Annotated in this window: 1 pseudogene; it reads left to right on the forward strand. The window is 74.2% G+C overall.

Features of this window, described 5'->3' with window-relative positions:
* Nucleotides 1-1,441, forward strand: a pseudogene (locus ECOMGDLI_RS00260) (hypothetical protein); the annotation flags it as partial.

Raw genomic sequence — 1,441 nt, forward strand, 5'->3', positions numbered from 1 at the left:
CGCCGCCCTCACCACCACCACCGCCGTCGCCGCGCACCACCCGCTGCCCGACGAGCAACCCGCAGCCGCCCTGTGGTGGCGCCTGACCCGCCACCTGCCCGCAACCCTCACCCGACCCCGCTACGACACCGCCAGCACCCGCAGCGCAGTCAGCACAGGCACCTCCAGCACGCCCAGCACCGAGGGCCTGCGCCCGGACTGGGCGCCCGCCCTCACCGCGGTGCTCGGTGCCCGCGCTGCAGGCCGAGTCCAGAGCGACCGGGCCTGGCCCGGACTCGTCGCCGCCGTCACGACCGCCACCGATCACGGCTGGCAGCCGGACGCCGTCCTGGCCACTGCATGGGAGCTCCTCCACGCCGGCTCCACCAGCGACAGCCACCAATCTGCCTACGCACTGCGGGACAACGAGCTCACCCAGGCGTTGACGTGGCGCGTCGGGCTGCTCGCCACCGGCCACCCCGACCCCGCACCCGGCAGTGACCCGGTCGACGCGGAGGCGTCGCTCGATCCGGACGACGTGCCGCCGCCACCCGATCCGTTCGAGGTCGCCACAGTCCCGGACGACATCCCGCCGGCCGACGACGAGGCGGGGACCCGGGCGCTGGCCGAGGACGTCGACGCGCAGACCCGCGCGGAGCTCGAGGCGATCGCCCGCCGGGGCCCGATCGTTGAACCACGCGTCGGTGAGGCCGCCGCCGTCGTCCCGCCGCCGGGCCACCCGGCTACCGACCTGGCCGGCCGGCGGCGGGTCTACGAGCTGAACCGGCTCGCGCACGACTTCTTCACGGCTTCGTACCCGACCTCGTGGGTCCCGCGGTACCTGCAAGAGCGACTCGGCAGCGACCTGACCGACGACCCGCGGTTCAGCCCCGGGTACGCCCCGGCCGGGTGGCGGTCGCTGGTGACGGTCCTACGCCGAGCTGGCGCGAGCGACGACGAGATCGTGGCGGCCGGGCTGGGGGCAGTCGCGTCCACCGGGCAGGTCATCGACCGGTTCCGGGACCGGCTCGTCCTGCCGATCCGCGACGAGCACGGCATCGCCGGGTTCATCGCCCGCCGCAACCCCACCCACGACACCACTCATGACACTACGGACGAGAGCACGCGCGAGGGCGCCAGCGGCGCAACTGGCGGGGTGGACCGGTACGGCCCGAAGTACCTGAACACCAGCGACACCCCCGTCTACCGCAAGGGCAACCACCTGTACGGGATGACCGACGCCGCGCAGGCCCTCACCGCCGGTGCCGCCCCCGTCCTGGTCGAAGGCCCGATCGACGCGATCGCCGTCACCCTGGCCGGCGACGGCCGCTACGTCGGCGTCGCCACCCTGGGCACCGCACTCACCAACACCCAGGCCGACCTCCTGACCCCCCACCTCACCGCGCGCTCGAACGCAGCAGGCAGCGCGGCGTCGGTCATCCCGTACAGGTGGTTGCCCTTG

The sequence above is a fragment of the Kineosporia sp. R_H_3 genome, from assembly GCF_002198675.1.
GTDB lineage: Bacteria > Actinomycetota > Actinomycetes > Actinomycetales > Kineosporiaceae > R-H-3.